This window comes from Nitrospirota bacterium (assembly GCA_015233895.1).
Taxonomy (GTDB): Bacteria; Nitrospirota; Thermodesulfovibrionia; order Thermodesulfovibrionales; family Magnetobacteriaceae; genus Magnetomonas.
The window spans coordinates 223,303-248,353 of record JADFXG010000001.1 but is presented as its reverse complement, the minus strand read 5'-3'; the positions used below and the strand labels follow the sequence as shown (position 1 = coordinate 248,353).

The following is a 25,051-nucleotide window of genomic DNA, read 5'->3' as shown; positions in this document are numbered from 1 at the left end:
GGGCTATGTAGTGGACAAAGAGTTCATGAAATTATTTGAAATATTTATAGCTTCGGCTTTGATAAATAACTTTGTTTTTACCCGGTTTTTGGGTCTGTGTATATTTTTTGGCGTAACAAAGAAGGTTGAGACGGCAGTGGGAATGAGTATAACTTTTACGTCAGTTATGATGGTCTCTGCTGCGCTTAGCTGGCTTGTGTTTAACTACGTGATGGTGCCCCTTGATCTTACTTTTCTGAAGATTGTTATATTTATTGGAATAATAGCCTCATTTGTACAGGCCTCTGATACGATTATGAGAAAGGTAAGTCCGGGGCTTTACTATAAGCTTGGAGTCTATCTTGCCTTGATTTCAACAAACTGTATAATTCTTGCAGTACCTTTAATAAATGCAGGAGATAAGTACAATTTCATAGAGGCTATAACTTTGGGGCTTGGTTCAGGGCTTGGTTTTGCATTGGCTCTCATAATTATGGCAAGTATAAGAGAGAAACTAGAGCTTGCAAATGTGCCGAGACCATTTCAGGGACTCCCAATTGCGTTTGTAACAACAGGGCTGATAGCACTGGCATTTTTAGGATTTTCCGGTATAATAACACAATAAGATGATAGAGACTCTGACACATATAACCGGATTAATATCAAACCTAACACAGTTTCTTAATGATTTTGGGATAGGTCATTTGATAGGACACCTTCCCGTACCGCATGTTGGAGTGGGTGGAGGAGTTGAGGCAAAAGAGAGCGTAGATGTTCTTGCAACGATAAAATTTACGATCATATTTGTAGCAGGAATAGGTGCAATATTTGGGTTAGGGTTGGCATTTGCAGCTAAGAAGTTTTCAGTAAAAATGGATCCAAAGGTAGAGCAAGTGAGGGATATTTTAGCTGGAGCACAGTGTGGCGGTTGCGGCTTTGCCGGCTGTCAGCAGTATGCTGAGGCTGTGGTGGAGCGCCCTGAGGTGTCCTCAACGCTTTGCACGCCGGGTGGCGCTCATGTGGCAGAGCTGGTTGCCTTGATAACCGGAAAGAAGGCGGAAATAACTGAGCCTAAGTATTCAACGATAATGTGCCAGGGCGGGTTAAGTAAAGCCATAAAGAAGTTTAACTACGAGGGAGTGAAGGACTGCCGGGCTGCTGTGCTGGCAGGAGGCGGAGATAAGTCTTGTGCTTATGGCTGTTTGGGTTACGGAACCTGTACGACGGTTTGTCCTTTTGATGCAATACACATGGGGGGAGATGCTCTTCCCGTCGTAGACAGGACAAAGTGTACTGGGTGCGGTCTGTGTGCGTTGGCGTGTCCCAAAAAAGTTATTGAGATACTTCCGGGTAGTAAGGCTGTACAAACTGCTTGCCACAGTAAAGACCGCGGCACTGATACGAGAAAATCGTGTCAGATAGGTTGTATTGCCTGCGGAATGTGTGAAAAGGTGTGTCCGTTTAATGCAGCAGAGGTAAAAGATAATCTCTCCCGCATCAACATAGATAAGTGTAAGGTCTGTGGTCTATGTGTAATAAAGTGTCCGACTAAGGCAATTGTTGATCTTTTACCCGCTAGATCTAAGGCATTCATAGTTGAAAGCAAGTGCATTGGCTGCAATATATGTATGAAGGTCTGTCCGGTAAATGCTGCGTATGGACAATTAAAACAAAAACACACCATTGATGCGACAAAATGTATTGGTTGTGGCATATGCACGGCTAAATGTCCGGTTCAGGCCATTAATGGTACCTTCAATTTCAATGAAGTTTATGAAAAAGCTCAACAAAAAAAGAAGGCTAATACAGAGGTAAGCTCTACTTAGCCAGTGTCTGCTTATTAATGCCGATTTTTTCAGGCGGCTTTCTGAGAAAACCATTAGACCAACCCATGACGGGTTGTTTTCTTATTTAAGAGGGAGATAAACATGGCTCAGGTAAAAATGGGTGATAAAGTGCGTGTGCACTATAAAGGGTACTTGAATGATGGCAGTGTGTTTGACAGTTCATTAGAGAGAGAACCCATGGAGTTTACTATGGGAGAGGGGATGTTGATAGCTGGCTTTGAAAACGGAGTTCTTGGAATGAACGAGGGTGATGCTAAAACGGTTAAAATTTCACCCGAAGATGGATACGGCCCTTACAGAGACGATATGGTGCTTGTAGTAGAAAAGTCGCAGGTACCACCAAATATAAATCCTTATCCTGGGATGGTACTACAAGTTCGCTCCAATGATGGCTCAAGTGTCAATGTGACGATTGCAGAGATTGCCGAAACATCAGTCACCCTTGACGGAAACCACCCCCTTGCTGGTAAAGAGCTGAATTTTGATATAACTTTGGTACAAGTTATTTAATAATACTGCTCCTTCACTCTGGCAGGTTGTTTCACGCCTGCCTTAAATTAGCTATTATGTGAAGGAAATGTTTGTTTTACTTATATATACATTCTTATTAATAAGACTTGTTATTATAGGATTCTGCGAGTCAATCCATTCCCTCAGTAGTATAGTTATCAAAAAAACCGTCTTTATCAAGCGATATAGTTACTGATATTTTTTTGATTTGCTTCAAAAAAGTGTGTATATGTATTGGTCTTATTGTATAACCTATTATCTTATTACCTTCTGTTATTGCTTTCCAGACAAAATATTTTGTGTAATAAGCAAAATAATCTTTCAGTTCATCGGTTGTAAATTTATGCTCCTTCTTTAGCTTTACTAAGTCATTTATTAATTTTGGGATATAAGTATTGTTTATTCGATCTACTTTAAAAAAGTTTATTAAAGCCACTACTGTAAATAATAAAAAGAAGAAATTAATTATATCGAAAACTATCTTTGAATAACATGTTTCGATAAATGTTAAAAAAATATGATCGCTCACTAAAATGTTACGCATTATGCCACCCCAATAAGACGCAAATGGTGTTACAATAAAATTAAGCCAAAGAGGAGACGCATTTGATTTTAATTCATTAAGCATATTTTTTCTCCGTACTCATAATTATGTAATTTGCTAATTCTTGTGGCTTCTCGACAGGAATTGCGTGACCACAATCCGGGATTGTAAAAAGTTCTATAGATGGATATCTAAGTTTTAAATCATTAAAATATTCCAACGGGCTTACTTGATCATTCCCCCCACATATAAATTGTAATTTATGGTGTAGTTTCTGGTAATATTGTTCATCGTCAAATGATAATGCAGCTCTCTTTATTCTGTTTAATCTTGGAATGTTATCTCTTGAAGTAATATTTTCCCATAACTTTTCATATGTATTCCTCTGATTTTTAGTAAGTTTGTTGGGGTAGTGAAAAATTCTGCTTAATTCTTGTGCAAAAGTTGTAAGTTTTAAGCCCATACCTTGAATGCTTGTTTTAGCATATGATGCAACAAGAATAATTTTTGAATAATTTTCACCAAGAGAAAGAGCTATAGAGCCACCTAAAGAGTTTCCGACAACGATAGTATCCTCATTTAAAAAATTGTTGGGTATATTATTTAGAATATTTGCTGCAAGATCGGGGATTGATGAGAAATTGCTATTGAAATAGTGAATTTCAGGGATAAAACATTTATGTCCGTATTCCTTTAAAATATAAGAGGTTTCCTCCCAGTTAGTTGGGTCACCTGCAAGTCCATGTAACAATAAGAATTTCATATTACCTTCCAATTACAGTCTATAAATACATATTGTTAGAGTTAAGAGTTCTATATTATTTTGAAATGCAATTCTTATGCCAAGTTTAACACTTATATAACGTCATGAAAAATAAAGATTAATAGTAAGTGATTCACAAATTATGTGTAAATTATGACACAATATGTGTAATATTTCACACATGTTGTGGTTTATCAGGCAAATTAATTTTGTTTTTCAGTTTAAGGCTTTATAGAGTCTATTAATTATGTTTATTCTAGACAGGTTTATAAATTTTTTGATTAAAGATAGAGATAGATAAGCACGCCGTAATTTGATATTGCAAGCTTATTCCGTGTATAATGATAAGCAATATGAGCAGGCAGAGCAAGGTGTTTTTGTTAAAAGTACCGGATTGGCCTACCGGTGTTTTGATAACAATTATTTTCATCTCGTTGTATTTAGCCGGTTGGGGTCTTTTTAAAACTGTAGATTTTAAACTTTATAATTTCAGCAGTCTGTTAAGAACAAAGAAGTTAATCACACCTGCCAGAGTAATAATCGTTGGTATTGATAACGAGAGCATTGAAAAATTGGGACGCTGGCCGTGGCAGGGAACCCTGATAGCTGACGCCATAAATAAGCTCAGCAGCTACGGAGTAAGAGTAATCGGGCTTAATCTGATATTTTCTGAAAGTGACGTAAACCGAGGTCTTACCGTTATCCGTAAACTGAGGCAAAAGATAGAGAGCGACCCTGCTGCCACTGATGATAAAAAAGTTATGGAAATCCACGATTCCCTTCTTGAGGCTGAGCTGTCACTGGATAACGATGCCACTCTTTCTAAAGCCATAGGGGATGCTAAAAATGTGGTTTTACCGGTTATGTTTTCCTTAGACAAGACTACTGCAATGCTAAAGGTAAAAATTCCGCTCTATCTTGAAAACAACTCTTTAAAATTACAATTTAAAAAAAACTATCACAGTGCTTATGATGTGCTGACACCAATCGATGATTTCGCTATTAAGGCCTCTGCCATTGGCCACCTAAACTTGTTAACGTCAAGTGACGGTGTTGTCAGAAAAGAACCTGTGCTGATTTACTATAAAGAGCATCTGTTTCCCTCTTTCGCTCTTCAATTGGCACTAAAATATCTTCGCTATGACATAAGGAATGCAAAAGTTGGCAAATACCTGCAAATCAAAGAGCTGAAGATTCCTGTTAACGCAAAAAATGAGGTATTTATCAGCTATAACGGAAAACGCAGGACTTTTCCTTATTATACATTTAGTAATCTTATGAGCGGTAAAAACTTATCTGAGGCTGTGTTTAAAGACAAGATCGTTATAATAGGCACTATTGCCCCCAGTATAAGCCCACCTGTTCTAACCCCTCTAAACAGCAAAATTCCTGCCGTTGAAGTGACAGCAAATATGGTTGAAAACATTTTAAACAGCAATTACATAGTAAGACCGGGATGGTTTGTGTATGCTGAAATTGCCTTGATGGTGGTATTTGGACTTTTTGTTTCCTTTGCCATTCCACGTATGAAAGCTGCAATGGTTGGGATAATAACAGCAGCAGCACTTATAGTAACAATCGGAGCCGGCATCTTTTTATTGTCATACTTCGGGTATTGGCTAAAGGTATCATCCCCTGTAGCCCTACTTTTTGTCGGCTATGCAGTTATGGTGTCAAAGCGTTTTCTTATAACTAAACCCGTAGAGGAAATAAAGACTGAGGAAAGTATTGAAACCAATAAGATGCTCAGCCTTTCATTTCATGGCCAGGGACAGTTGGATATGGCCTTTGAGAAACTCAAAGGCTGTCCTGTAGCGGATATAGAAGTAAAGGAGCAACTGTATAGCCTTGGTCTTGATTTTGAGAAAAAACGCTTGTTTAACAAAGCGATAGAGGTGTATGAACATATTTTAACTGGGGGAGCTTACAGGGATTTACATGAAAAAATAAAGAGGCTAAAAACTCCAGGGGACACCGTTATGCTGACCCCAAAACGTATGGATGCCACTGTGATAATGGAAAGTGCTGAGAAAAAACCTACTATTGGCCGGTATCAACTGATAAGAGAGCTTGGCCGTGGAGCTATGGGGGTAGTATATCACGGCAAGGACCCTGTGATTAACCGTGAGGTGGCAATAAAGACCCTCAAATACGACGAAATAGAGGAGGATCAGATAGAGGATGTAAGACAACGATTTTTGAAAGAAGCTGAGGCTGCCGGCAAACTGTCCCACCCTAACATTGTTAAAATCTACGATGTTGGAGATGATAACGACGAATCGTTCATGGCGATGGAGCTTCTGTCCGGAGGCGACCTTACAAGGTTTTGCCAGCAAAGTACGAGACTGCCCTTTGGTGAGGTTTTAGCAATTGTCTCCGGTGTTGCCGATGCGCTTGACTACGCACACGCAAACGGGGTTGTGCACAGAGATATTAAACCAGCCAATATAATGCTATTAGAGAATAAGGAGATTCGTGTAACTGATTTTGGAATAGCACGCGTTATGGAAAATTCAAAAACAGTAACCGGTATGGTTATGGGAACTCCGAGTTATATGTCTCCGGAGCAGATAGCGGGGAAAAAAGTGGACGGAAGGTCAGACCTATTTTCCCTTGGCGTGGTGTTTTATGAGCTTCTTACCGTCGAAAAGCCCTTTAAAGGCGACAGCATTGCTACACTGATGTACAATATTACATCCTCTGAGCCCATTCCGATTAATGAATTAGACCGCAGGATTCCCTCCTGTATTGTCCAGATAATAAACAAACTGCTCTTAAAAAAACCTGAAGAGCGCTATCAAACGGGCAGAGATTTCATTGAAGACCTCAATCAGTGTAAGAAAACAATCATTGCAAAGCAGCGGGCAAAAACTGCCACTCAGCAACCACCCTCAGCCTTGCGTAATATCAAACCGTGATTTTTTAAAGGCTTACTTAATAAATAAGGAATTATAAAACTCAATATTGTATTTTATAACATAATCTGTGTAAATTTAACATATATTATGGTTTGTTAGCCATATTGTTATTTTTAATACACGCTAAGTTTCCAACTTTTTTACATAAAGACATACTATTTTTTCAAAAATACAATTTATTTAAGCTCTGTTTGCATTTTTACTGTGATTTTATGTTTTTTTTGCTGCCGCAATTGACAAAATATTCAAAAGGGTTTTATATTAAAAAACGTGTCATTTATTGTGATTTTGATGAACACGTTTTAGAAAATATTTAAGATAAGAGGCAAAACACATGTGCCGGTTAAGCGCAATAACATCAGGAGAGTATATCTCTCCAATGGAAAATGTACTGTCCCTTGAGACTATGAAAGAGGGACATGACGGCTCAGGAATGGGCCTGATTTTAAAAGACCTCGGCGGAGAGTTTGAAAGCTTCAAAAAATACCCCATTCTCTCCGGAATATGCTCTAAAAGTGGTATGAAGGAGCTTGATAACTTCATGTCTGCGGCTGGTTTTAAGTCTGTCCACTCATGGCATCCGAAAATCAAACCCGTAACCGGAGTTAAGCTAAGGGATTGTTACTTTGCTAACGTTTATGACTATCCTGATGAGTTTCAGGATAAATCCATAACTGAAAAAGAAACGCTGCTTCTTGACACTCGTCTTAAACTCAGAGCTATGGGGCAAGAGGATGAATCCATCATAGTGTTTTCCTTCTACCCGGACATCCTTACTCTTAAAGAGGTTGGTGACCCGTTACAATTAAGTGAATTCTTTGGTCTTGACCACTCATCGCTTAAGGCAAAGATAATACTCGCTCAGGGCAGACAAAACACTAATTATGCCATAAACCTATATGCTTGCCATCCGTTTTTTATTCAGGGCTATGGTTCTATGACAAACGGCGAAAACACTGCCTTCGTCCCTATCCGTGAGTACCTTACAAGCCGTGGGTTTCCGGGCTATATTGGCTATAACAGCGATAGTGAAGTCTTTACTCACATACTGCACTACACCAACAAAGTGCTCGGCTATCCGCTAAAATACTACAAGGACGTTATCACGCCTCTTAAGAAAGAGGAGATAGAAGGCAGGCCGGATAAGGATTTTGTAATGTATATGAAAATGTGTCTCAGGTTTCTCTGCATAGACGGCCCAAATTGTGTGATAGGATTTACGCCGGATGGCTCGTGTTTTATGGTGCAGGATGCTAAAAAGCTGCGGCCTGGGGTTGTGGGCGGAGTTCCGGGCAAATATGCTCTCGTCTCCGAGCAGTGCGGACTTAACAGCGCTATTTCTGAAAGAGACCCATCCACGGATATTTACCCCATGAGATACGATATGGTTATCGTCTCCCCGCAGGCAAAGGAGGTAAGAGTATGGAACCAGCTGCAAGGTTGGACCAAAACCATGAACTAACACTTAAGGATTTCCCTTATATAATAAGATGGCGGGATGACAGGTGTAAGCGCTGCGGGCGGTGCACGGCAGTGTGCCCGATGCTTTCGATTTTCCCTTCAGTTAAAGCTAAACGTACGGTTGGATCATTTGGCCCTGTGCCAAATCCAAAAGTGGAGAGGAGTGTCGAAACCGTAGTAAAACAATCAACAAATATTGCAAACTACTGCACAGGGTGTGCCACCTGCTCTTTGGTATGCCCTAATGAGGCAATAGAGCCGGAGTTTAATCCCGCACACAAATTTTTAACTCATAAAAACACGGGCGGCCACCCATACACACGCGGCGGGCGCCGTAACGACCCACTTGTCTCCACTTTGGATAGACTAAAATTTACGAGAATTTCAATGCTCACTGACCCGGCTCTTGACGCCGGACGGCACGAGTTTAGAATCCGCACCTATCTTGGGCGCATACTGCCCCCCGATGAACTGCCGATTATTGCCGCCGATGATGACAGATTAGCGATGGATAAAAACTCCACAAAATTCATACCGCCCGTAAGAGAGATATACCCTGTCATGATAGGCAGTATGTCGGTTGGCGCTCTGTCTCCTACAATGTGGGAGGGACTGGCTATGGGCATTACGTACCTAAACGAGGTCGAGAAAATGCCGGTGGTTATGTGCTCAGGCGAGGGAGGAATGCCGCTTAGGCTATTAAAATCGAGATTCATTAAGTATTTCATACCTCAGATAGCCTCTGGGTATTTTGGGTGGGACGAAATTATCAGGGCACTTCCTCACATGGTAGAAGACCCCTGCGCTATAGAGATAAAGTACGGTCAGGGGGCAAAGCCCGGTGACGGCGGCCTTCTTATGGCACACAAGGTATTAAAGCTGATATCGGAAATCAGGGGAGTTCCAACCGGGGTTGATCTTCCATCCCCTCCCACACACCAGACAAAGTACTCTATTGAAGAGGCTGTCGCTAAGATGATTCAGTCCATGTACATGGCGTGGGGTTTCAGAGTGCCAGTGTATCCTAAGATATCTGGCTCAAAGACGGCAAAAGCCGTGCTTAATAACCTTGTGCGGAACCCCTATGCTGCTGCGCTTTCTATTGACGGCGAGGATGGCGGTACGGGAGCTGCTTATAACGTGTCAATGGATAAGATGGGACATCCCATAGCTTCAAACATCAGGGACTGCTATCTTGATCTGGTTAAAGCCGGAAAACAAAATGAAATCCCGCTTATAGCAGCAGGCGGCGTCGGGAAAAAGGGCAATCTGGCGGCAAACGCTGCGGCGCTCATCATGCTTGGCGCCTCGGCCGTATCCATTGGTAAATACATGATGCAGGGGGCGGCGGGCTGCCTTGGAGACGAAAATAACCGCTGTAATGTTTGCAACCTCGGACGGTGTCCGCGAGGAATTACCACTCAGGATCCAAAACTCTACAGGCGGCTGGATTCGGAAAAAGTCGCTGAGCGGGTTGTAGAAATTTATAAGTCGCTCGATGTGGAATTAAAGAAGATATTTGCGCCGCTTGGCAGAAGCACAGAGCTTCCCATTGGGATGTCTGATGCAATCAGTGCCGATGATCCGGCTATTGCAGAAAGGCTTGGTATTAGCTATGTCTGTTAGGGAATCAATAACGAGACTGGATGGAAAAGATTATGAGTAAAAAGATAACGATAGAGGGTAAGGCAGATGCCAACAGGGTGCCATCAAGAGTGCTTGAAGAGACCATACAGGAGCATATTGAAGAGGGCGTCAGAGATTTAACCATTACCGCCGATGGGCAACACGGAATAGGCGGGCGTATATGGCCGCGCGGTGAAACAGTCCGCTTTACAGTTAAGGGCTCACCAGGCCAGCGGCTGGGCAGCATGGGAATGTTTGGCACAGAAATTGTTGTACACGGTAGCGCATCAGACGATGTGGGATGGCTTAACTGCGGAGCAAAAATCACAGTTTTGGGTGATGTCACTAATGGCGCTCACAATGCTGCCGCACAAGGGGTTTTATATGTACAGGGTAGCGGTGGTGCCCGCTGCGACACCATGACTAAGCATAATCCTAAGCAGCCTCCACCGGAGTCATGGTATTTTAGAGATGTTGGCGATACATTTGCAGAATTTAAAGCCGGAGGAATTGCAGTCGTATGTGGCGTAAACCCAAAAAACCCGCTCAGCGTTCTTGGTTACAGACCATGTGTTGGAATGGTCGGAGGAGTTGTCTATTTCAGAGGGGCCATAAGCGGCTACAGCGAGGGGGATGTTAAACTCCTTGACCTGACCGATGCTGACTGGGATTGGCTAACTCCAAAGATGAAGAACTACCTTGAGGCGATAGACAGATCAGGTTATTTTGATGAGTTAACATCAGACAGAGGTGCATGGAAAAAGCTGATTCCATACACAGCCGCAGAGCGTTCTAAAAAGAGCACCTTTAAAATGGCAATCAGTGACTTTAAAGCAAACTTTTGGGAAAAAGAGGTTGGGAAAGGCGGCATATTTGCCGAGTACGTAAACCATCCCCTGACTCCTATTCCTTATATAACCACAGGCAGTGACAGAAGATATAAGCCGCTGTGGAGCAATAAAAAGTACGCTCCTCCGTGTCAGGGAAACTGCCCAAGCGGTATTCCAACTCAAAAAAGAGCGGCTCTCATCAGAGAGGACAGGCTTGAAGAGGCACTGGAGCTTATTCTTCAGTACTCTCCGTTTCCGGCAACAGTGTGCGGTGAAATCTGCCCTAACCTCTGTATGGATGCCTGCACAAGGGGCCAACTGGATAAGCCGCTTGATATTAAAGGGCTTGGTAAAGCAAGCCTGAACGTTAAAGCTCCAAAGAAGGAGCCGCCTACCGGTAAAAAAGTTGCAGTAATCGGAGGAGGCGCGGCAGGACTTTCTGCTGCATGGCAACTGGCGCTTAAAGGCCATACTGTGGAACTCTATGAGGAGGCTGATGAGGTAGGCGGAAAGCTTGGGTTGTCTATTCCAAAAGAACGGCTGCCTCAGGACGTGCTTCAACATGAGCTTAAAAGGATAAAAGAGACTGGGATAGAAATTCACTATAAAGCTGCCATAGATTCAGCTAAATTTAATGAAATATATGCAAATCACGACATAGTAATAGTGGCTGTTGGAGCGCATAAACCAAGAAAACCCGCCATCCCTGGCATTGAATCAGCGATAAGCGCTTATGATTTTCTGCGTAGTATGAACACTGGTAAAAAGCATGATCTAACCGGTAAACGGGTACTCATAATAGGAGCCGGAAACGTTGCGATGGACGTTGCTGCACAGGCCTGGCACACAGGTGCCAAAGAGGTTACGGCAGTCGATGTGCAAAAACCTGCCGCGTTTGGAAAAGAGCTTGAAATTGCACAATCCCTCGGCACTAAGGTTGTATGGCCTAAGTTTACAGATAAATTTGTGAAAGAGGAAAATAAGGTCTATTTTACTGACGGTTCAATGATAGATGCTGATGTCGTAATATACTCAATAGGCGACATTCCGGTAACTGATTTTCTCCCTCCGAGTGTTCATACAAATAAGGGCTGTTCTATTGAGGCAGATGAAGCCGGGCATACATCTGATGCTAAGGTCTTTGCCATAGGAGATGTCAAACAACAGGGACTTGCAACGCACGCCATAGGCCAGGGCAGAGTCACAGCCCTTGCCGTGCACACACTTCTTACCGGCGGAGCCTACTACAGACCGGCCCCAGTGCTGCCTATCCCATATCAAAAGATAAAGGATGTCTATTACGAGATATGCAGAGACGCCCAGTTTTCAACTAAAACGGAGGGACACAAGTGTATGTCTTGTGCGGTATGCAGGGACTGCCACATGTGTGAGGCAACGTGCTATGTGGGAGCCATAAGCCGGGTAACCCCGGAGGGTGGCGGCTATGAGTACGTTTCAGATGACAACATCTGCATAGGATGCGGGTTTTGTGCCGGAGTGTGTCCGTGCGGTATATGGGAGATGGTAGAGAATAAGTAAGGGGTCAACCTGGCAGTTAAGGGGTCAACCTGGCAGTTAAGGGGTCAACCTGGCAGTTAAGGGGTCAACCTGGCAGTTAAGGGGTCAGCGACCCCAGGCAGTTAAAGATAATACTAACGATGGTATATTAACAATGCATACTGTTAAAATATGAATTTGTAAAAAGGAGTTTGAAATAATGGCTAGTGCACATAAATTACCCGGCTCACCGTGGAGAGCTATAATTGAGAGCGCCATGTATGCTAACTCAGTTAAAAACACGAATTTAAATGAACTTTACGAGTACGCAATAAGGCAACCAGAGGTTGTAGTAACTACAGAACCCATGTATAAACCTGAAATGTACGGACTTCCATCTGATGCCAAAGTGTTGGTGTCAAATGATGGACGTATTGTCGGGCGTACGGCAAAAGCAAGAAGACTCGTCCGTGAAATGGGTAAAGATAAGGATACGTATCTTGCGATATTAAGAGAAGCCATATATAATTTTAACAAAAAACCATCTTTTGTTCTTGAAGGAATAGTGGGAGTGCACCCGGATTTTATGATGAAAGCCTACCTGATAAGCCCTCAAACAGATGCTAAAAACATGCTTGACTGGGCTTTTAACTTTACTCCGTGGTTGAAACCATGGACAGATACGTATGCTAAATCAAGGGTGCTTGATGAGCCGGACATTATGGTGCTCGCAGATCAGGACTGGAGCAATCCGGATTTCCCCGATGGTCTTATCATAGTGGATGAGATGCAAAACTGTATTGCTATCCTTGGCCTAAGATACTTTGGCGAACGAAAAAAGGCTACGCTCACCCTTGCCTGGACTATAGGAGTAAGGCACAACATGGTGGCGTGTCACGGGGGAATTAAAAAAATCGGTAACAGTACCCCTATCGCTGTATTTGGACTGTCCGGTTCCGGCAAGTCTTCAATAACCAACAGCCATGATCATGAAGGAACACTTCGCTCAGATGAGGTTGTAACGGTAATACATGACGACGCTTTTTTAATTGACCTTGAAAGTAATTTCTCGGTAGCTATTGAGCCAAGTTTGTTTGATAAAACCGATGCAGTTAAATACAACGACCCGGTGATTAAGTATTTCTATTCGGCACAAAATGTGGCAATAACAAAACAGCCGGACGGACAGGTCAAAATTGTATGTGAAGATGCAAGAAACAATAATGGCAGGTGTATTAAGAGCCGTGATATGTTCAACTATACCGACCACTGTGAGCGCCCTGGTAAAGTGATATGGCTTCAGAAAGACCCCAGTCTGCCTCCGATAACTAAGATTAAGAATAATTGGCTTGCCGTTGCAATGGGCGCCTCCCTAAGCACTATGAGGGCAAAAGGGGTGGAAAATGTCGACCCCAAAGAACTTGAGAAGCTTGTTATAGAGCCGTTTGCCAATCCCTTCAGAGTGTTTCCTCTTATTTGGGACTGTCAGCAGTTCTATAAGCTTTTCCAAACCGGTACTGAGTGCTACATCATGAACACGTATGCTTTTGGGTTAGCAGGGAGTTTAATAGATATACCTAAAAACCTGTCGTTATCTATTGTTACAGAGCTAATGCGCGCAACTATAGAATGGAGAGACTGGAAAGCGTTTCCAGGGCTTGCTGTACCTAAAAATGGTAAAGAACTGTTTGGCCAGGATTTCGACAAGAAGTACAAGCCTACTCGTGATGAGAAATATCTTGCGTATCTGCGAAACAGAATGCAAGACAGAATCAATTTCCTGTCAAATAAACGAGAGGGCGGCGACATGGACAGCGCCATAATAGATCCTATAGTGGCGGCACGCTCGGTTATTGACCATATACTGAGTCCGCTGTGACAGTTGTAAGCTAAGGGAAAGGCGCTCTGTGGATCCTATTGAGATACTGAGGACACTAACGATAGCCGCCATACCGATAGTTGTGGCCATAACTTTTCATGAAGCGGCTCACGGCCTTATCGCCTACAAGCTAGGCGACTCTACGGCAAAAGAAATGGGCAGGTTGACCCTAAATCCCATTGCTCATATTGATCTTATGGGAACTGTGATTGTACCGATATTGCTTTTTATTGGCTCAAACGGCGCCTTTATCTTTGGCTCTGCAAAGCCCGTCCCGGTTAATTTCGGAAATCTTAGAAACCCTCGCAGAGATATGGCTTTAGTGGCGCTTGCCGGGCCTGTTATGAATATCATTTTGTCTATAATCAGTGTTTTTTTATTTGCAATTGTGCGCAGCGTGTACAACTCCACTCAGGACGAATTTTTGGCGGCAAAGGTATTGGTTCCCATTTCGCACATGCTGAGTTATAGTTTGAGTTTTAATATATTTATAGCTGCCTTTAACCTGATTCCCATTCCACCTCTTGACGGTGGACGGGTGCTGGTCAGTATGCTTCCTTACAGGTACGCTTATCAGGTTGCAAGGCTTGAGCCTTACGGCACTTTTATCATACTTGGATTGTGGTTTCTTGGGGTTCTTGGTTTTTTAATTACGCCTATTCAGATTTTAATTCAACTTTTAGTACAGATTTTTGTAGAACAGCTCGGGAGGTTTCTGTGAAAGAACGGGTTTTAAGCGGCATGCAGCCGAGCGGCCTTTTGCATATAGGAAATTATGTAGGCGCTCTTAAAAATTGGGTAAAACTTCAGGATGTCTATGACTGCTACTACTGTGTTGCAGATTGGCACGCATTGACTTCAAATTATTCTCAGCCTGCCCTCATAAAAAACTACTCTCAGGATTTGCTGATTAACTTTATAGCCGCAGGCCTTGACCCCAATAAGTGTACGGTGTTTTTGCAATCTAAGGTTATAGAACATGCCGAACTGCATCTCTTACTTAGTATGATGACTCCTTTGGGTTGGCTTGAACGCGTTCCCACGTATAAGGAAAAGCAAAACGAGATACATGACAAAGATTTAAACACTTATGGGTTTTTAGGGTATCCTGTGCTTCAGGCTGCTGACATTTTAATTTACAGAGCTAAGCATGTCCCTGTAGGGGTAGATCAGGTTCCGCATCTTGAGTTTGCAAGGGAAATTGCCCGAAGGTTTAATTTTCTATACAACACAACGGTAATGGTCGAGCCTGAACCGCTTCTGACGGAGTTTCCAAAGGTGGTTGGAGTCGATGGTAGAAAAATGTCAAAAAGTTATGACAATGCGGTATATCTTTCTGACTCTCGCGAGGTGGTTGAAAAGAAAATTAAGACCATGATGACAGACCCTGCCAGAAAGAGAAAAACTGATAAGGGAGACCCCGAGCAATCTCCTGTATACGCTCTCCACAAGGTTTTCTCGACAAAAGAGGAACAAACTTTGGTTGCAGATAGCTGCCGTGCTGCGTCATTTGGTTGTCTTGACTGTAAGAGTATTTTATTGCAAAATATATTTAAGGTTATGGAGCCAATATGGGAAAAGCGGAGAGAGCTTGAAAGCGCTCCCTTAAAACTATCCGGTATAATAGAAGCCGGCAATATTAAGGCACAAAAGGCGGCCTCAGAAACTATGGAAATAGTACGCAACGTCATGAACTTTGCTTGAGAGATGGAGGTGTTTAAAGAATATGCCAATTTATGAATACAACTGTGAAAAATGTAATGAAGATTTTGAACTAATTGTGTTTAGTACCACAGTAGTAAAGTGTCCAAAATGTGAAAACAAAGACGTTAGAAAGAAAATGTCACTTTTTGGAATGGGTGGCAGCAACAAATCGTCATCACAAGGTGATACAGGTGGTGGTAAAGGTTGTAGCGGCTGCTCCTCGCATAATTGCAGCACGTGCTAAACCTGTTTTTTTTAGTTAAATAATTCACTGTTCTCTTTCTCCGTAATTATGAGGAGCGATAGCAACGTGTTAATCTCAGCTGTTTTCCTCTTCCGTCATTACGAGGAGCGTTATAGACGTAGTAATCTCAGCCTTCTAAAATAATGAACGGAATTATGCACATTGCTATAATATCATATAGTTATTTACAAATCCACATACAGGTCGTTCCATTCTGGATTGCTTTCGTTTATGAGGTTCACCTTTTTTTGCCTTGAAAATTTTTTTATTTGCTTTTCTCTTGTGATTGCACTTCCTACTGTTTCAAATAGCTCACAATATACTAGTTTAGAAATGTTGTATTTGCTTGTAAAGCCATCTATCATTTTATTTTTATGTTCGTAGCCTCTTCTTTTCAGGTCGTTTGTAACTCCAGTGTATAGAACAGTATTGTTTTTATTCGTCATAATGTATACATAAAAATGTCTTTCTATATAGTTAAGTTTTAAAGGTTTAAATGATCTTTTCTTATTACTATTTTATTAAAATAATATGAGTTAAATCAATGTAAGTGCTTAATTCCAAGGATAGAAGATTACCTTTATAATTTTAAAAGCTTAGATTGCCACACCCCCTTTGGGGGTTCGCAATGACGGTGGTGTGTATCCTGCGCTTGCAATGATGGCGCATAGCCATTGCTGAGGCATTTCCTCTTCCGTCATTGTGAGGAGCGATAGCGACGTAACAATCTCAGCTGTTTTGATATTGATTGAAAGTAAAGATTGCGACGCTGCGCTCGCAATGACGGCAGGGTGTCGACGGGGGTTCGCAATGACGGAATAAAAAAAAGGAGGCAGCTGAGCTGCCCCCTTAATTGGTTGTTTATTAGACTTAAATTAGTATGCTAAGTCTGTTGAGTTGTCTGTACCTGATGTCGTATTGTTGCCTGTAACATCCATATTGCCTGGTATCCACTGGAGTCCTGAGTTACTGCCATTTGTATTACCACTTGTAGAACCAGCTGACGTAATGGATATTGATTTGTAAACTCTGTAAGTAGTACCGTCATAAGTACCAGCCTCACAGGTATAACCAACTAAGTTACGTTTTGGTGAGGTAGTGCCCTGGAAACATGACATAGACATCTTCTTACAGTCTAAGTTTGAATAGTTAGTTGAGAATGCGTTCCAAGGATTTGCACCAGTACTAGCTGCTACGAAGGTTAACTTTGCGCTGTATGCACCCAATGCTGAGTTAGTTGAGGTGCTGCCGGTAAGGTCAAAGATCTCGGTGTTTGCGGTTCCTATGTAAACGTACTGACCACTAAACGTAAACTGCTGTGAGCTTCTGTAGGTCATGAGAGTGTATGCAGATGCATCATCTGGGAGTATGAGTCCGGTAGATGAGTTCGCTGATGTGTTGGAACCTACCTGCATGACTGTCCTTGATATGTTATCCCACGTGCCACCCATGTTTGAAACTACACAATAAACTGCATTGTTGGTGTTGGTGTGGAGGTAGGGTATTATGAACCTTACATATGAACCGGCATCAACCTTGCCTGCACCATATATGCCCATACCTGTTAAAACCAGTGCCAACAACAAAACATAAACTAAACTTCTCTTCATTAGAATGCCTCCTTAACTTTTAATTTTCCCTAACAACTAAGTTACAAATTATCCTGCTACGCAGGCTTTAATTTAATCTGGACCCTTGCACCCCCTTTCTTATCATATATTTTCCTCTAACCATAATCTATACATCAGATCTTATCCAGTTCCACTATGCAGAACTGTAACCTAAACGCTTATCTTTTGTCAAGAGCCTTGAAAAATAAATTATCATGCTCTCCTTTTTTGGCTTTCTTCAAACACAAAGCTACGACTGTCCAGACCTTCCCAAACTAACCATAGCCTATATCCCTCCAACGTCATCATAAAATACATATAAATTTTCATCTCCGTATATTACCTTATCAACCACGCTTTGTCAAGTAGATATAAAATTTATTTAAACATGTTTAAAAAAATTTACAGCAAACATAACTAAAGCTGTTATAACAGAAAAAAAGTACGAATGTCAAGGGAATTTTTTTATTAAAAAATTTTTGTAATTCTTTTTTCCCTTTATTCTGCTAAGGAGGAAATTCAGCGTTTTAATGCTTTTTTTTATTAAGGACTGTATGCAGCTCTGCATTGGGTTGCTAACCCCTTGAAATGACAGCTATAAATGTTACTTTAACTTGCTTGATAATCATTATTTTGGTGTTTCTTTCATGTCCGCACTTCTAAAAAAAGCACCATGCTTTACCTCAAAGAAAATTTCCTCTTTAACACCCTTGCTGATTAAATAGCGAACAACGTCAAGAGGTTTAAAAAATAACCTTAATTTCCAGAGTTTTTTGCTTGAGCCAATAAAAAAATCTGAGCTCAACTTGTCTATTATGCAAGATAATTCCTCTATTTCGCTGTCGTTGTACTCTGATTTCATTTGAAGACGCTCTGTTATAACTTTTGAGTCATGGAAACTAAGGAGAAATGTTCTCACTATGCTTTTAACCGCTGATGTGAAAGCCGCTCCCGATTTTGCTTGCAAAAAAGATGGAATATCAAGCAGATAGCCGCTTATTTCCCTTACATCAGGAATATTTCCCACGTAGTTTAATTTAACCCCGTACTTTGTAAAACAGTGGTTTATCAGACTTGTCACTAAGCGGCTGGACTCCTGCTGCCCTATCCTGTTTAAAACCAAAAATGGATCAAAACTCTCACTTACCTCCATAACAAGAGGATACACCTCTGGGTCAGTGTTCAGCACTTTCTCTATAAACCAGTTAAGCATAAGGGAATCATCATAGGTTGACGTCTCTGACATTGTCTCAATAACGGGCCCTAACTCGGCATGGTTTTTAAACACCCCGCGAAGTTTCCTGTAAAGCGATCCCTTTATAAACCTGTAGGCATTCATAACAGCCCCGGGCTCAGGCACTGTAACTATAAATCCTTTATCGGAATTTATAAAAAAATCCATCGTGCTTAAATCCATACCGGCACCCAGGTCTATTATCACAAAGTCCACATCAAGCGCTCGTATGTGTTTAAGCAGCTTTGCCTTAATTGTTGAAGCCGGGTTTGACATTGAAGGCAAATAATGTACGCCGCTTATCAGAGTCAGATTTTTAACACGTGTCTCTGTTACAACATCCTGAAGGGTTTTTACTTTTTTCTGAATGAAATGGGCTAATGACATAGTTTTACCCATAACGCCCATGTATGTGTGAAGATTGGCCCCTCCAAGGTCTAAATCTACAAGACATACGGAGTTATCCATACCAGAGAGCAACGTGGCAAGTGTAATGGAAAATATGCTTTTGCCTACGCCTCCTTTGCCGCCAGCCACAGCAAGGACGTGTTTTGCTTTTCTATCTAATTTCACTGTTACCTAAAATCGCCGCAAATTCAAATAAATTGCAGCTTTATTCCCTCCTGAACATCTTTCACTGTCGACTTTTACCTTAAAGGCTGAGATTGCGACGCTGCGCTCGCAATGACGGCTGGGGGCTGTGCGTGTTGTCCCTGATAGTGAACAGATGCGGCATTCCCTTCTCCGTCATTACGAGGAGCGGCAGCGACGTGGTAATCTCATCTTTTACGAAACTATTACTATCAGACATTTGTCGGAGGCTGTCTAACATCAGAGTTTTGCCTCTGCCTCAGTTTTAGCCTCATAAAGGGAGGCTGCCACCTCAGAAACCCTTTCTGCCCATCGAATGTCGTGTTTGTTAAGTTCCAGCTCTATAAAAAAATCCCTCACATCAGGGTGCACCATTTTGTAGGGATTTTCAGGGTTTTCAATGTCCATCTCAATGTGGCGCAACTGATGCCGTATGATTCTAATCTTATCGTCTCTGTCAACAGCGTTTATGGTTACTTTATCAAGGTACAATATAAAATCATAGCCCTCGCCGCCTCCGGCCTCGTCTTTGGTGAGAAATCTGAGCAGGTCGCTGCATTTCTGAAGTCTGCTGATTACCAGTGAGCCACGGCTCATTCTCTTTTTAAGGTCAAAAAGCACCTTTATCCTTGTGTTTATAAGCTCCGGCATAAACTCTGCCACAATCTCCCCAACCAGTGTGCGCACATCCACCTGTGCCTCTTCATATCTGTTTCCCATATTGACTTCTAATTCCTCCTTTATTCAAAAAGTCTCTGATACCCATCTTCACAATCTCTCGATATGCGCTGCCAACTGAAACGCTCCTCTGCGGTCTTGCGCCCGCTGAGTCCTATGCGCTCTCGTAACCCACTGTCTTTAATAAGATCCCCTATAATTTTTGAAATACTTCCGCTTATGTTAGTTTCATCAATGAACAGACCGTTTTCTTTATCTTTGATATAATCCAGGACACCGCCCTTTTTTCGCACAATTACCGGTAAACCAGTTGCCATAGCCTCTAACACAACAAACGGAAAAGGATCATTAAAATTTGAAGGAAGCACCAGCACATCTCCCAAAAGATACAGAAGGTGCATCTTTTGCGGAGGAAATACTCCTGTAAAACCCACCTTTCCGCCCAAAGCTTCAGCTGCCTTTAACATTTCAATACCATACCTTACCCTGCTGCTGCTTAAATCCCCTTCAGAAAGCTCTCCTACTATAAAAAACTTTACATTTTCGCTATCCCGAAAAGAAACTGCCGCCTCCAGTATGTGCTCAACACCCTTTTCGGCTGATACCCGTCCTACATATAAGACGACAAAATCATCTGATTTTATGTTAAACCGCCGCCGTACATATTCTCTGTCCTCAGGAACATCCTTAAAATACCTGTACTTATCTAAATCCACGCCGTTATAAATACACTCACTGGTACCTGCATCTATTAATGAAGTGTTGTAATGGTTCATCAGATAGCTGCTACAGCCCCAAAAAGCGTCAACACTGAGCGCACTCTCCACAGGGTACTCATTTTGAAGATGCAGCACGGTTTTAGTTGCCGTTCCATAGAGGGATTTTATCACTGGTAAAAACCACTTAACAGAGTTATGCAGATGAACGATTTGTGGATTTAGTTTATGAATTATTTTTAAAACACGCTTAGAGTACGAAAACGGATCGAAACGGGTCAGTTTTTGAAACAACCGTTTGTATAGCGTTCCAAAGTGCACTCTGTGATGATATACACCATCCCTGTACTCATAGTCCGGGTAGTACGGGGCAGATATGGAAATTATATGCGGTTCAAACGATAAAATTCTCTTTGAGACTTCACACATCCACATCTCAACGGCTGCTCCCTTAAGCGGAGGAACAGAATGAAATGGCGGTGATACCATTACTACCCGCTTAACCACTGATTTGTGCCTCCTTATCAAATCTGTCTGTGACAGTGTTCCAGCTAAAATTATCCAGACACCGCTGTCTGCCATTTTTTCCCGTTGAAGCAGCTAATGAACTGTCAGAAAGCAGAGCGTTAACGGCGCTACCGAGGGCATGTTCATCTCTTGGAGGGATAAGCACTCCGGCATCGTCTGAGAGCACCTCAGGAATTCCTCCAACCCGAGTTGCCACAACAGGCACCCCACAAGACATAGCCTCTGCTATAGATATTCCAAAAGTTTCATCGGCAACACTTGGATACACCGCAACACTGGCAAGATGATAGTACAGCGGCATATCTTTGTTGGCTATTTTACCTAAAAATACAACATCGCCGTCAACCTTTAGATCCTGAGCCTTTCTTTCCAAAGATTTTCTAAACTCTCCGTCTCCAATTATCAAATATTTAACCCTGTGTTTAGTTAAAATTTCCGGCAATGCCGCTATAGCATATTGTACTCCTTTCCATCCAACCAGTCTGCAAACTGTGATAAGAATCTTTTCACCATGGGAACAATATTGCTTTACGAAATTTTCATCAGGCTCTGAGGGCTTAAAAAAATCCGTATCTACCCCATTATAAATAACAACGGGATTAATTCCAGTTCTCTTTTCCACTGAAGCGGCATTAAACTGGCTACAAGAAAAAAACTTATCGACCCGTCTTACAAGGCTACCAAATCCAGGGAAAAACTCTGTCCCATGGCTATGGAAAAACACCCTTGCGCCAGTCCTCAGGCGGATATAGAGGGCAGCCGGCAAATCAAAAGACTTATGTATGTATATTATATCGTAAGAGCGTTTGATAAGAGGGGAAATGGCAAAAAAAGCAAACGAAAGGCGCTCTATAAATTTCCTGAGACGCGACCCCACAAACGGTATCAACTCCCTGTTAAGATATGGGTATGTGAAGACCGTAACACCATCAGTTTCAGGAAAGTTATCATTTGACTTACCGCCATAGATATGAACTTCATGTCCTAGTGTTGCAAGCCCGCGTGCAATGCCCCAGACGAAAGTCTCTACGCCTCCGGCTTTAGTAGTGGTTGTCAAATTATATATAGCTATCTTTGCCAAGAAGCTCCTTTACGGCTGAAAAAACATCCTCTAAGCTGATTTGCTCCATACAGTGGGGATTTTTACATTTTTTTGTAATGCACGGGTCACATGGGCGCTCTTTGTAGATTACCTTATGAAGGTGAAAATCATATGCTCTGCCTACTCCCCAGTGGTTTGACGGGCAAAACAGGGACACGGTTTTAGTGCCAACGGCTATTGCCACGTGCATTGTGCCGGTGTCATTAGTTATAAGGACTGTCAACTCTTTAATAAGCGCTCCAAGTAATCTTAACGGAAGCTCTCCGCAAACCGGCACAGCTTTTTGGCCAATATCGGTGGCAATTTTTGTGCACAGTGCTCTTTCTGCTTTTGAGCCGGTAACTACTATTCTGACATCAGGTATAAGTTCAACGAGTTTTTTGCCAAGAGAGGTGAAATTACTCTGTGGCCACATTTTGTAGCTAAGAGCGGCTCCCGGCTGAAGACCTATTAAAACATGTCTGCTTTCAAATCCAAGTTTGTGAAACAGATGTTTTACAGTGTCTGAGTCTTGAGCGCTTACTGGCAGCACCATTTTAAGATCATCCTCTTTGCAACCGGCAAATGAGGCGGTCTTCAGCCGAACCGATATGGCGTGATGTTGCCACGGGCTGTCAGTAAAGCCGTTTGTGTGATTACTTAATAAAAAACCGTACTGAGACGGAATCGGTATTTTAAAGATAAATCTTGCTCCGGCAAGATATGCCAAAGGGGTTGCCTGCGGTTCATTGCCATGCAGTATAAATGCTGTGTCTGGTTTGAGCTTACGGAGACGTAATGTGGTTTCTAAAAATTTTTTGTATCCGCCATAATATGGGATAAACTCATCAATATGGGGGTTAGTGGCAACGAGCTCCATGTAATTTGTATGAATAAGAGCAAAAATTGCTGCCTCAGGGTAGCGTCTTCTTACGGCTGCTATTGCAGGTGTGGAAAGCAGCGTGTCACCCAAAGCGGTTGAGGAGATGATTAAAATCCTTCTGGTTAACGTTGGTTCAAAATACTCAATACCACATAATCTGCTGTCAAAGAATCTTTTTAACAACTTCATTAAAACATAGACAATGCTGTCAACAGGATTAAGCTTCATGATACAACGGGTAGTATATCACGTCTGAGTTATTAAAGAAAGTTTAGAATTATACCCGATATCCGATATAGGAAATGTAGTTCCCCGATAAAAAAGATTTTTTAGAAAAAATGAAATGCGTTTGCCCTGGGTCGTCCCTAACCGTTAACTGAAAGTTTTTCAAGAATCGTAATTATCCGGTCGAGCGTGAACCGCCGAAGCCGTGCATTTCGGATACGTGAAAAATCCTATTTAGAGCCTCCTTCAATCGTTTTAAGCGTTATACGCTGTCAATCCGATTCGGCCAAAATAGAGCGCACTGTTGCCAAAGTCATCATAAGGGTCGTAGGTTGCAACGGGGACTCTACAAAACCGCGTGATAGATAGAAACGTTTGGCTTGTTCTGATAACGCATGAACCATGAGCGCAAAAATACCCGCATCGCTGGAAACGTTGACGGCTCTAATCATGGCATCGCGTAACAGTGCGCGGCCAAGTCCTTGATTATGATAACGCTGGTCAATCGCCAACCGGCCAAGCAGTAGCACCGGCAATGGATCGGGCATATTGTGCCGCATAGCCTTAGTTACTGATTCATGCCTGATTGCTCCTGCTGACAAGCTATAATAACCGATTACATCCGCACCGTGGCAAACAACAAAGCAACGTGAGGCTCCTGAAGCATGGTTTTTGAGTGCCCGCTTTTTCAGCCATTCATCCAGTGACGGCTCTCCGCATTCAAAACCATCAAGGACATGAGCGGCTGAAATTGGTAATGGGGGTGTTAGAACAAACGTCGTCATTTGTCCCAAGGGGCTTTCGTCTTTAGTAATCGGCGTAGCCTGTCGGTCGGCGGTAGTGGCTCATCAAGCATTGCCTGAAACGCGGCGAAAGTGCCAGCGTTGACCATGAAAAATGCCTGGTCAAGCAGCACGTCCTCCGCTTCACGGCACGCAACGCTAAGCATAAAATCTGAGCGGCTACGGCCAAGCCGTTCGGCAGCTTGGTCTATAAGATCGCGTTGTTGCGTTTTGGCTCGTATGTTGATTGATACGGCTTCTTTCCCTTTTGTCTGTGCCATATGACACCTCCTTATATGCCTTTACAATACACTATTGTATAGAAAACATCAATACAAATATGAAGACTATAAAGGTCTATGACAGAGAACAGCTTAGTATCTCAATCATTTTGTCTAGTTTTGGCCTTGTCATACTTTAGGAGAGACGGGGTTTTACAGGCCGCCATAAGTATAACAATAGACAAAAGGGTTCATTTTTTCCAGTGTTTGAGAATTATTACACCTTCGCAAAAGATATTTAATGCTCATGAAGTTAACTCCACTGTTATGGTTTAATACGGCAGGAAGCAACAATAATGAAAAAACAAGAGGAAGATTCAGATTGTACAGAAGACATTAAAATATAGATAGTTTATAAAATCATCTGCTCTGTAAAACAATATAGCCGGCACCTTAAATCGCGCACTTGACTATCTGAACCGCTTGTTGAAGTGAACAGCTCAATGGACGGGTCATGATAGTTATGTTATAATGGAAATGGGGATTTGTAATATAAAAATACAGTTTAAACAGGATAGTAAAAATGCAGAAAATTAAAGATATTCCAAAGGTTGACCGCCCAAGAGAGCTATTTATACAAAAAGGTGCAGATGCACTTTCTAAAAGCGATCTTTTAGCAATTATATTGGGCAGTGGAATA

At 42.2% G+C, this 25,051-nt stretch carries 22 protein-coding genes; 11 read left to right on the top strand and 11 right to left on the bottom strand.

Annotated elements, in window-relative coordinates; all coding sequences use genetic code 11:
- Nucleotides 1-25: 25 nt before the first annotated feature.
- The 3 genes from HQK88_01085 (at nt 26) to HQK88_01075 (ending at nt 2,336) form a co-directional block, all read left to right on the top strand.
- Complete coding sequence (locus tag HQK88_01085; protein MBF0615389.1) at nt 26-604, top strand: electron transport complex subunit RsxA; 579 nt, start codon at nt 26-28, stop codon at nt 602-604.
- Between the two features lies 1 nt (nt 605).
- Nucleotides 606-1,805, top strand: a complete 1,200-nt coding sequence (locus HQK88_01080) for an RnfABCDGE type electron transport complex subunit B (GenBank protein ID MBF0615388.1) — start codon at nt 606-608, stop codon at nt 1,803-1,805.
- A 102-nt stretch (nt 1,806-1,907) separates the two neighbouring features.
- Nucleotides 1,908-2,336, top strand: coding sequence for a peptidylprolyl isomerase (locus tag HQK88_01075; protein MBF0615387.1), 429 nt, complete (start codon nt 1,908-1,910; stop codon nt 2,334-2,336).
- A gap of 130 nt (nt 2,337-2,466) precedes the next feature.
- On the opposite strand, the gene HQK88_01070 is transcribed toward HQK88_01075, so the two are convergent.
- On the bottom strand, nt 2,467-2,964 hold the full coding sequence (locus HQK88_01070) for a hypothetical protein (protein ID MBF0615386.1): 498 nt from the start codon (nt 2,962-2,964) through the stop codon (nt 2,467-2,469).
- Nucleotides 2,957-3,643, bottom strand: coding sequence for an alpha/beta hydrolase (locus HQK88_01065; protein ID MBF0615385.1), 687 nt, complete (start codon nt 3,641-3,643; stop codon nt 2,957-2,959). Before HQK88_01065 ends, HQK88_01070 begins: the two co-directional genes overlap by 8 nt.
- A 353-nt stretch (nt 3,644-3,996) precedes the next feature.
- Between HQK88_01065 and HQK88_01060 the strand changes: the two genes are divergently transcribed.
- From HQK88_01060 to HQK88_01025, 8 genes are all read left to right on the top strand, one after another.
- Nucleotides 3,997-6,561, top strand: coding sequence for a CHASE2 domain-containing protein (locus HQK88_01060; GenBank protein MBF0615384.1), 2,565 nt, complete (start codon nt 3,997-3,999; stop codon nt 6,559-6,561).
- A 334-nt stretch (nt 6,562-6,895) separates the two neighbouring features.
- Nucleotides 6,896-8,023: a glutamate synthase gene (locus HQK88_01055; GenBank protein MBF0615383.1), complete on the top strand. Its 1,128-nt coding sequence runs from the start codon at nt 6,896-6,898 to the stop codon at nt 8,021-8,023.
- A complete protein-coding gene (locus HQK88_01050) occupies nt 7,984-9,648 on the top strand; it encodes a 4Fe-4S dicluster domain-containing protein (GenBank protein MBF0615382.1) in 1,665 nt (554 codons plus the stop codon). The genes HQK88_01055 and HQK88_01050 overlap by 40 nt, the downstream gene beginning before the upstream one ends.
- Before the next feature lie 20 nt (nt 9,649-9,668).
- Entirely contained in the window at nt 9,669-12,017 is a 2,349-nt protein-coding gene (locus HQK88_01045) for an FAD-dependent oxidoreductase (protein ID MBF0615381.1), read from the top strand.
- 178 nt (nt 12,018-12,195) lie between these two features.
- On the top strand, nt 12,196-13,854 hold the full coding sequence (locus HQK88_01040) for a phosphoenolpyruvate carboxykinase (ATP) (GenBank protein MBF0615380.1): 1,659 nt from the start codon (nt 12,196-12,198) through the stop codon (nt 13,852-13,854).
- 154 nt (nt 13,855-14,008) lie between these two features.
- The gene (locus HQK88_01035) at nt 14,009-14,575 is read left to right on the top strand and encodes a site-2 protease family protein (protein ID MBF0615379.1); all 567 of its coding nucleotides are present in this window, start codon (nt 14,009-14,011) and stop codon (nt 14,573-14,575) included.
- Nucleotides 14,576-14,595: 20 nt separating this feature from the next.
- The gene (gene trpS, locus HQK88_01030) at nt 14,596-15,558 is read left to right on the top strand and encodes a tryptophan--tRNA ligase (protein MBF0615378.1); all 963 of its coding nucleotides are present in this window, start codon (nt 14,596-14,598) and stop codon (nt 15,556-15,558) included.
- A 22-nt stretch (nt 15,559-15,580) separates the two neighbouring features.
- The gene (locus tag HQK88_01025) at nt 15,581-15,802 is read left to right on the top strand and encodes a zinc ribbon domain-containing protein (GenBank protein ID MBF0615377.1); all 222 of its coding nucleotides are present in this window, start codon (nt 15,581-15,583) and stop codon (nt 15,800-15,802) included.
- A gap of 185 nt (nt 15,803-15,987) precedes the next feature.
- Here HQK88_01025 and HQK88_01020 read toward each other — a convergent pair whose 3' ends face one another.
- The 9 genes from HQK88_01020 to HQK88_00980 form a co-directional block, all read right to left on the bottom strand.
- The gene (locus HQK88_01020) at nt 15,988-16,248 is read right to left on the bottom strand and encodes a GIY-YIG nuclease family protein (protein MBF0615376.1); all 261 of its coding nucleotides are present in this window, start codon (nt 16,246-16,248) and stop codon (nt 15,988-15,990) included.
- Nucleotides 16,249-16,677: 429 nt separating this feature from the next.
- A complete protein-coding gene (locus tag HQK88_01015) occupies nt 16,678-17,412 on the bottom strand; it encodes a hypothetical protein (GenBank protein MBF0615375.1) in 735 nt (244 codons plus the stop codon).
- Nucleotides 17,413-18,040: 628 nt separating this feature from the next.
- On the bottom strand, nt 18,041-19,219 hold the full coding sequence (locus HQK88_01010) for a P-loop NTPase (protein MBF0615374.1): 1,179 nt from the start codon (nt 19,217-19,219) through the stop codon (nt 18,041-18,043).
- A gap of 258 nt (nt 19,220-19,477) precedes the next feature.
- On the bottom strand, nt 19,478-19,957 hold the full coding sequence (locus HQK88_01005; GenBank protein ID MBF0615373.1) for a hypothetical protein: 480 nt from the start codon (nt 19,955-19,957) through the stop codon (nt 19,478-19,480).
- A gap of 20 nt (nt 19,958-19,977) precedes the next feature.
- Nucleotides 19,978-21,138 carry a glycosyltransferase gene (locus HQK88_01000; GenBank protein MBF0615372.1) on the bottom strand — a complete coding sequence of 387 codons (1,161 nt, stop codon included), beginning with the start codon at nt 21,136-21,138 and terminating at the stop codon, nt 19,978-19,980.
- On the bottom strand, nt 21,131-22,240 hold the full coding sequence (locus HQK88_00995; protein MBF0615371.1) for a glycosyltransferase family 4 protein: 1,110 nt from the start codon (nt 22,238-22,240) through the stop codon (nt 21,131-21,133). Before HQK88_00995 ends, HQK88_01000 begins: the two co-directional genes overlap by 8 nt.
- Entirely contained in the window at nt 22,218-23,351 is a 1,134-nt protein-coding gene (locus HQK88_00990; protein ID MBF0615370.1) for a glycosyltransferase family 9 protein, read from the bottom strand. The genes HQK88_00995 and HQK88_00990 overlap by 23 nt, the downstream gene beginning before the upstream one ends.
- A gap of 269 nt (nt 23,352-23,620) precedes the next feature.
- Nucleotides 23,621-24,133 carry a GNAT family N-acetyltransferase gene (locus HQK88_00985; protein MBF0615369.1) on the bottom strand — a complete coding sequence of 171 codons (513 nt, stop codon included), beginning with the start codon at nt 24,131-24,133 and terminating at the stop codon, nt 23,621-23,623.
- Nucleotides 24,130-24,411 (bottom strand): DUF1778 domain-containing protein, encoded by a 282-nt coding sequence (locus HQK88_00980; GenBank protein ID MBF0615368.1) that lies wholly within the window; start codon nt 24,409-24,411, stop codon nt 24,130-24,132. Before HQK88_00980 ends, HQK88_00985 begins: the two co-directional genes overlap by 4 nt.
- Nucleotides 24,412-25,051: the final 640 nt, after the last annotated feature.

What these genes read in the sequence shown, in the direction of transcription:
- HQK88_01055 (MBF0615383.1), top strand. Translation starts at nt 6,896, where the DNA reads ATGTGCCGGTTAAGCGCAATAACATCAGGAGAGTATATCTCTCCAATG.
- trpS (MBF0615378.1), top strand. Translation starts at nt 14,596, where the DNA reads ATGCAGCCGAGCGGCCTTTTGCATATAGGAAATTATGTAGGCGCTCTT.
- HQK88_01025 (MBF0615377.1), top strand. Translation starts at nt 15,581, where the DNA reads ATGCCAATTTATGAATACAACTGTGAAAAATGTAATGAAGATTTTGAA.
- HQK88_01050 (MBF0615382.1), top strand. Translation starts at nt 7,984, where the DNA reads ATGGAACCAGCTGCAAGGTTGGACCAAAACCATGAACTAACACTTAAG.
- HQK88_01060 (MBF0615384.1), top strand. Translation starts at nt 3,997, where the DNA reads ATGAGCAGGCAGAGCAAGGTGTTTTTGTTAAAAGTACCGGATTGGCCT.
- HQK88_01075 (MBF0615387.1), top strand. Translation starts at nt 1,908, where the DNA reads ATGGCTCAGGTAAAAATGGGTGATAAAGTGCGTGTGCACTATAAAGGG.
- HQK88_01040 (MBF0615380.1), top strand. Translation starts at nt 12,196, where the DNA reads ATGGCTAGTGCACATAAATTACCCGGCTCACCGTGGAGAGCTATAATT.
- HQK88_01035 (MBF0615379.1), top strand. Translation starts at nt 14,009, where the DNA reads ATGGGCAGGTTGACCCTAAATCCCATTGCTCATATTGATCTTATGGGA.
- HQK88_01080 (MBF0615388.1), top strand. Translation starts at nt 606, where the DNA reads ATGATAGAGACTCTGACACATATAACCGGATTAATATCAAACCTAACA.
- HQK88_00990 (MBF0615370.1), bottom strand. Translation starts at nt 23,351, where the DNA reads ATGAAGCTTAATCCTGTTGACAGCATTGTCTATGTTTTAATGAAGTTG.
- HQK88_00985 (MBF0615369.1), bottom strand. Translation starts at nt 24,133, where the DNA reads ATGACGACGTTTGTTCTAACACCCCCATTACCAATTTCAGCCGCTCAT.
- HQK88_01085 (MBF0615389.1), top strand. Translation starts at nt 26, where the DNA reads ATGAAATTATTTGAAATATTTATAGCTTCGGCTTTGATAAATAACTTT.
- HQK88_01065 (MBF0615385.1), bottom strand. Translation starts at nt 3,643, where the DNA reads ATGAAATTCTTATTGTTACATGGACTTGCAGGTGACCCAACTAACTGG.
- HQK88_01005 (MBF0615373.1), bottom strand. Translation starts at nt 19,957, where the DNA reads ATGGGAAACAGATATGAAGAGGCACAGGTGGATGTGCGCACACTGGTT.
- HQK88_00980 (MBF0615368.1), bottom strand. Translation starts at nt 24,411, where the DNA reads ATGGCACAGACAAAAGGGAAAGAAGCCGTATCAATCAACATACGAGCC.
- HQK88_01070 (MBF0615386.1), bottom strand. Translation starts at nt 2,964, where the DNA reads ATGCTTAATGAATTAAAATCAAATGCGTCTCCTCTTTGGCTTAATTTT.
- HQK88_01015 (MBF0615375.1), bottom strand. Translation starts at nt 17,412, where the DNA reads ATGAAGAGAAGTTTAGTTTATGTTTTGTTGTTGGCACTGGTTTTAACA.
- HQK88_01020 (MBF0615376.1), bottom strand. Translation starts at nt 16,248, where the DNA reads ATGACGAATAAAAACAATACTGTTCTATACACTGGAGTTACAAACGAC.
- HQK88_01045 (MBF0615381.1), top strand. Translation starts at nt 9,669, where the DNA reads ATGGAAAAGATTATGAGTAAAAAGATAACGATAGAGGGTAAGGCAGAT.